The organism is bacterium (assembly GCA_036524115.1).
GTDB lineage: Bacteria > JAUVQV01 > JAUVQV01 > JAUVQV01 > DATDCY01 > DATDCY01.
In genome coordinates this window covers 1-6,052 of sequence record DATDCY010000294.1, presented here as the reverse complement: position 1 = coordinate 6,052, position 6,052 = coordinate 1, and the positions used below count along the sequence as shown (strand labels likewise).

The following is a 6,052-nucleotide window of genomic DNA, read 5'->3' as shown; positions in this document are numbered from 1 at the left end:
CTGCGCGCGCTGCGGGTCGCCGGCGGGGGGCTCTTCCGGAACCCGGCCGGCCAGGCCGGCATCCTCGAGGGGCTGCGCGCGGTGCTCCTCGCGCGCGGCGGCGACGCGCGACCGCTGGTGGCGCTCGAAGGGCTCGACACGGCGCGCGGCGGCGTGCGCCTGCACCTCGCCGCGGGCGGGACCGTCAGCGCGGAGCGGGTGGTGGTGGACCTGCCGCTCGCCGAGGGGCTGCGCCTGCTGCCGGCGGAGAGCGCCAAGGGGCTCATCCGGCGCGGTATCGAGGAGCGCGAGGAGCGGGGGTTCGGGCTGCTCGAGTTCACGCTGGCGCCCGGCCGGCGGCCCGACGAGATGGGGGACTACCTGGTCATCTCCCCGGGAGAGGCGCCGCCGGGCGCGCCCGCGGTGCTCCTGGCCGCCGGCGCGGAGACGGCGGAGGGGGCTTGCCCGATGGAGGCGCTGGGGATCTTCCCCGGGGTCGCCGACGACGCGGCGAAGCGGTACGTGCTGGAGTCGGTGCGCTCGGTACTGCCGTTTCTCGACGAGAGCACCGTTGGCGAGCCGGCGTGGCGGACCGGGGCGGCGCCGAGCTTCACCCGCGAGCGTCTCGAGCGGTCCCAGCGCGAGGCGCGCCTCGCGGCCGGGTGGCGGGGCGCGCTGTTCGTGCAGCAGCCCTTCACGTTCCTGCGCAACGAGGAGTACGCGGCGGCGCCGCTTGCCGAAGCGCTGCTTTCGGGCGCCCTGGCGGTCTGAGGTCGTGATTGTGCCGATCACGCCCACCGGCCCTCCACCACCACGGGAACTCTCACGAACAGGTGACGGAGAGGCGCACGGCCTCCTCGCGCGCTAGCGTCTTCAGCCGGCTCCCCGGGACGCGGCGGGGCTTGACCCGGTGGAGATCGAACTGAAGGAAATTGGCGACGCGCTCATTCCACGCGCCCGCGGCTCGACCGCCCGCTCGGCCGCCTCGGCCCTCGCCTGTCGGGCAGCAGCCAGTTCGGCCCGTCTCTTCCCCTGCGCCATTCTGGCCAACGTCTCGTCCTCCTCGATGAAATGCCGCGCGGCGTAGTCGCTTTCCACGCGCTCCCGGGTGAGGGCCTCGACGACAAAGGGGCGGGGGCGGTCAATCCAAAGACGGCGTGCCGTCTCGACGATCTCGGGAGGCAGCGAGTTGTCCGCCGCCAACCCGAGATAGAAGGCGTCCAACTCCCTGAAGATCGCCATGGTCCCCACGAGGACCTCCGCCTGCTCCGCGAAGTGCAGGCGGTCGTCGATCGCGCGATCGGGATCGATGATCGCCGGCAGGAGAGCCGACGTGAGGGCGGCGGGGTCATGTTCCAGGAGCGCGAGGTACGCCCCGCCCTTCAGCAGCCGGTATCTCAGCAGAACAACCAGGGTCTCGATCGCCGGCGGTCCCATCTGGCGGAGTGCCTTGAAGGCCGTCTCGTGATCGTAGCATCCGCCTTGATTCCTGATCAGAGCGTCCGCGACCGACTCGATGCCGCAGGGGTCTCCCAGTGCGCCGAGCGCCCTGGTCGCAGCCATCTTGGCACGTGAATAGCAGGGTTCTTCGGCCACGACCTGCGCCAGGAGCGGGATTGCGGCGTGCCCCGCGGCGACCAGGGCCTGCTCCGCGGCGAGGTGCACCTCTCGGGAGTCATCCCGCAGGAGCCTGGCGAACAGCAGCAAGGGGGCGTCGCCGTGCCGTGCCAGGATCTGGATTGCCATCCAGCGCACAGAGGCCTCCGAGCTCAGCAGGGCAAGGCGCAACCGCGCGACCGCCTGGGGGGAGAGCGTTCCCACCTTCCCCAGCAGAACGTCGAGCACGGGTTGCTGTTCCGCGGGGCTGTCGCCGTTGAACAGCAGGCGGAGCTTCCGGACCTCATCCCGCGAAAGCGGCGTGAGCTCTTCCAGCGTCAGTTCGAAATCTCGATCGGTCACATCCCGGGCACGTCGGGATGCTCCTTCCGCGAGGCCTTCCCCGGACCAACAGGGAGCCGGAAAGAGACACACGCAGAGAACGGCCGCCACGAGAGCGTTGCGCGCGCCGCTGCTGTGATGCGAAGGCTTTCCGTTCTGCACGGGCTCCTGGCCTGGGCCTAGTCCTCGGCGTCGTCCTCCCCGGCGTCCTCGGCGCCAGCGTCATCCGGCTCCTGGACCGCGCCGGCGGCGCCGCGCACGCGGATGCCGTACTTCTTCATCAGCGCCTGGAAGTTCGTGCGCTGCATCCCCGTCTCCTCGGCGCTCCTGGTCACGCTCCAGCCGTTGCGCCGCAAAGCCTCGAGCACGAAGAGCTTCTCGATGCGCTCGACCGACTTCTCGCGGATCGTCTTCTTGACGCGCTTGAGCTCCTCGGCGCTCGTCGGCACGTTCGCCTCCAGGCGCGGCACCAGCTCGAGGATGCTCGAGAGGTGCGCCTGGCTGATGACGTGGTCGTTGGTGAGGATCACCGCGCGGTGGATCGTGTTCTCCAGCTCGCGGATGTTGCCGGGCCAGTCGTGGTTGAGCAGCAGGTTCAGCGCCTCGGGGGAGATCTCGCGCACGCGCTTGCCCAGCTCGTCGCTGAAGGTCTTGAGGAAGTGGTACGCCAGCGCCGGGATGTCCTCGCGCCGGTCGCGCAGCGGCGGCAGCACGATCGGGAAGACGTTGATGCGATACAGCAGGTCCTCGCGGAACTTCCCATGCCCGACGAGCGCCTTGAGGTCGAGGTTCGTCGCCGTGATCAGCCGGATGTTCGAGGGCTGCGAGCGCGTGTCGCCGACGGGCTTGAACTCGTGTTCCTGGAGCACGCGCAGCAGCTTGGCCTGCGTCGCGAGCGAGATGTTGCCGATCTCGTCGAGGAAGAGCGTGCCGCCGTCGGCGACCTTGAACAGCCCCTGCTTGTTGGCCACCGCGCCGGTGAAGGCGCCCTTGACGTGCCCGAAGAGCTCGCTCTCGAGCAGCGTCTCGCTGAGGCTGCCGCAGTCCACGGGGACGAACGGCCGGTCCTTGCGCAGGCTGTTGTAGTGGATCGCCCGCGCGATCAGCTCCTTGCCGGTGCCGCTCTCGCCGCTGATGAAGACCGTGCTGTTCGTCGGCGCGCACTTGGCGATGAGCCGGTAGACGTTCTGCATCTGCGGCGAGGAGCCGATGATGTTCTCGAACCGGTACTTCGAGCCGGCCTCGGCGCGCAGCAGCGTGTTCTCGCGCAGCAGGCGCCGGCGCTCCAGCGAGCGCTCGACCGAGATGCTCAGCTCCTCCGGGGTGAAGGGCTTCGGGATGTAGTCGAAGGCGCCGAGCTTCATCGACTGCACCGCGGTCTCGATCTGCGACAGGCCGGTGATCATGATGACATCGGTGTCCGGCTGGCTCTCCTTGACCCGCTGCAGGATGTCCAGCCCCGAGACCTCCGGCATCATGATGTCGAGGATCACGAGATCGTACGCGGTCGCCTCCACGCGCCGCAGCCCCTCGACGCCATTGGTGACCGTCTCGATCTGGTGCCCCTTGCCGTCGAGGATGCGGGCCACGGCCCGGCAGACCACCTCCTCGTCGTCGACGACCAGTATCCTAGCTGGCATGCCCCTCCCTCCCGCCCTCCGGCGGTCTCCCGTCCACGGGGAGCACGATGCGGAACGTGGTGCCGTGGCCGACCTCGCTCGCCACGTCGATCGACCCGCCGTGCGCCCTGATGATGCTGTAGCCCACCGAAAGGCCGAGCCCGACCCCCTTGCCCGGATCCTTGGAGGTGAAGAAGGGGTCGAAGATCTTCGGCAGGTTCTCCCGGGGGATCCCGCAGCCCGTGTCCGTGAAGGTCAGCTCGACCGCCCGCGTGGGCGGCTGCCCCGAGGCCGTGACCACCGGCGCGGGCAGTTCGCGCGAGCGCACCTCGAGCCGGCCGCGCTCGGCCATCGCGTCCCGGGCGTTGACGACGAGGTTCATCACGACCTGCTTGATCTGGTTCGGGTCCATCCAGACCTGCGGCAGCTGCGGGTCGAGCGCGAGCGCGAACGCCACGTTCTGGAAGCCCGCCTGGTGCTCGACGAACTCGACCGTCTCGCGCACCACCGCGTTGAGGTCGGCCCGCGCGGCCTCCGGCTTCTTCTCGCGGGCGAAGTCCAGCAGTCGCTTGATGATCCCCGCGCAGCGCTTGGTCTCGCGGATGATGACGTCCATGTCCTCGGCCTCGGTGCTCCCTTCGGGGAGCTTGGCGCGGACCAGGTGCGCGAAGGTCAGCACGCCGGTGAGGGGGTTGTTGATCTCGTGGGCGATCCCCGCCGCCAGCAGCCCGACCGAGGTCAGCTTCTCCGCGTGCGCCGTCTTCGCCTCGGCGAAGCGCAGCTCGCGCGTCTTCTGGGCGACCTTGGCCTCGAGGGTGTGCGCCCACTCGGCGAGGCCGTGCTCGGACTCCTTGAGGGCCAGCGTCATCTGGTTGAAGGAGTTGGCGAGGTGCCCGATCTCGTCCGGGCGGCGCACCGGGATCAGGTGCTCGCGGTTCCCGGCCGAGACCAGCCGCGCACCGGCCTCGAGGTCGCCAAGCGGCTGGTACACGTGGCGGTTGAGCACGAGGATCACCGCGACGAGGATGACGAGGGCGAGGAGGCCCGAGAGGCCGGCGAGCTTGAGGATGTCCCCGCGCTGGCCCGCGTCGAAGGCGTCGAGCGAGTAGGCGATGTCGAGGACCCCGAGCACGGTGACCGAGCCCGGGTGCGCGTGGCAGTCCGCGGTCGAGCAGGCGATCTCGTTGCGGATGACGTCGATCGTGCCGAGGATGCGGTGCCCCGCGGGGGAGCTGTAGATGCGGTGCCGTTCGGTGCCCGGCAGCTGCGACAGGGGCTTGCCGGCGGCGTGGCAGCGGTAGCAGGCCTCCGCGCTCTTGTCGACCCGGCTGCCGACCTCCTGCGGATCCGTCGACGTGATGATCCTCCCCTCGCGGTCGAAGATCCGGATCTTCTCGACGCCGCGGGTGCGGCTCACGGCGTCGATGATCCGCGCCACCTGCTCCCGGTGGTTCTGGAGCATCGCGAAGCGGGTGCTGCGCCGGATGATCTCCGCCGTCTGCCTGCTGTGCGAGATCGCCTGCGCGAGGATCTCGCTGCGGGTGTGGGCGATCATGAGGAAGGCGAAGACGCCGGCGGAGGCCGCGATCACCACGGCGAGGGTCACCCCGAGGCGGAAGCGCAGGGTGCGATGGAAGGGTATGGGGCGCTCCCCCCGGGCGTGCACGGGGGGGAGGGGAGTCGCTGTCTTCGCGTCAGTCTCAGCCATTCAGCCTCGGCCCGCCCGAAGCGCCCGGCGCGTCACCAGCAACGCGCCGCCGCCTCCCGGGCCGGCCGGAATGGTAGCACGCGCGGGGTGCCAATGCGAGTGCGGGTATCCGCTCCGCGCGTGCGCGCGGATCGGAGAAGACGACGTGTCATCGTGCCTCGATCGTGGGGTGCGCCTCGCGTGGTTGACAGTCCTCCCTGCCACAGTGCGGTGAAGTCACATTGATCCGAGGCAGGTCGACAGGTCTGCTCTGCCGGATCCGCGCCTGCGCGGATCGTGGGTATAATGCCGCCCCGGGATGCTGCTCATCGTCTATCAGGCCCTCGGCGCGGTTGCCCTGGCCGCGCTGCTGCTGCTGGCGCCCTTCGTGCCGGCGCTGCGCCGGGGGCTCCGCGAGCGCCTCGGCGGCGCGGCGCGCGGGGAGGCGGCCGCCGGGACGATCTGGGTTCACGCCGCCTCCGTCGGCGAGGTGCGGGCGGCGGCCCCGCTGATCGGCGCGTTGCTGCGCGAGCGCCCCGACGCCCGCGTCCTGCTCTCAACGTTCACGCCCGGCGGTCGTCGCGTGGCCGAGGAGACGGTGGCCGCCGGCGAGCCGCGGGTGCGCTGCCGCTTCCTGCCGCTGGACTGGGGGTGGATTCCGGCGGCGGCCGTGCGCCGCGAACGCCCGGCGCTGTTCGTCCTGCTCGAGACCGAGCTCTGGCCGGTGCTGCTCGTCGCGCTGCGGCGCGCGGGCGTGCCCGTGCTCGTCGTCAACGGCCGCATCTCGCCGCGCCGCGCCGGGCGCTACGTGGCGCTGCGCCGGGCGCTG

The 6,052-nt window shown here is 70.7% G+C and carries 5 protein-coding genes; 2 read left to right on the top strand and 3 right to left on the bottom strand.

Translation table 11 applies throughout. The annotated features are described in order from the left end of the window. Positions 1-750 (top strand): hypothetical protein (locus VI078_14050; GenBank protein ID HEY6000406.1); only part of this gene is annotated, 750 nt, incomplete at its 5' end. A gap of 102 nt (positions 751-852) precedes the next feature. On the opposite strand, the gene VI078_14045 is transcribed toward VI078_14050, so the two are convergent. From VI078_14045 to VI078_14035, 3 genes are read right to left on the bottom strand one after another with little or no spacing between them, the layout of a single operon-like run. Beyond that, the gene (locus VI078_14045) at positions 853-2,079 is read right to left on the bottom strand and encodes a HEAT repeat domain-containing protein (GenBank protein HEY6000405.1); all 1,227 of its coding nucleotides are present in this window, start codon (positions 2,077-2,079) and stop codon (positions 853-855) included. A 17-nt stretch (positions 2,080-2,096) separates the two neighbouring features. Further along, positions 2,097-3,557: a sigma-54 dependent transcriptional regulator gene (locus VI078_14040; protein HEY6000404.1), complete on the bottom strand. Its 1,461-nt coding sequence runs from the start codon at positions 3,555-3,557 to the stop codon at positions 2,097-2,099. Next, entirely contained in the window at positions 3,547-5,244 is a 1,698-nt protein-coding gene (locus tag VI078_14035; GenBank protein ID HEY6000403.1) for an ATP-binding protein, read from the bottom strand. Before VI078_14035 ends, VI078_14040 begins: the two co-directional genes overlap by 11 nt. A 298-nt stretch (positions 5,245-5,542) precedes the next feature. On the opposite strand from VI078_14035, the gene VI078_14030 reads away from it, so the two are divergent. Continuing rightward, a partial coding sequence (locus VI078_14030; GenBank protein HEY6000402.1) for a glycosyltransferase N-terminal domain-containing protein occupies positions 5,543-6,052 on the top strand: 510 nt, incomplete at its 3' end.

Excerpts from the sequence above, each read along its gene's own strand:
- VI078_14040 (HEY6000404.1), bottom strand. The coding sequence starts at position 3,557 with ATGCCAGCTAGGATACTGGTCGTCGACGACGAGGAGGTGGTCTGCCGG.
- VI078_14035 (HEY6000403.1), bottom strand. The coding sequence starts at position 5,244 with ATGGCTGAGACTGACGCGAAGACAGCGACTCCCCTCCCCCCCGTGCAC.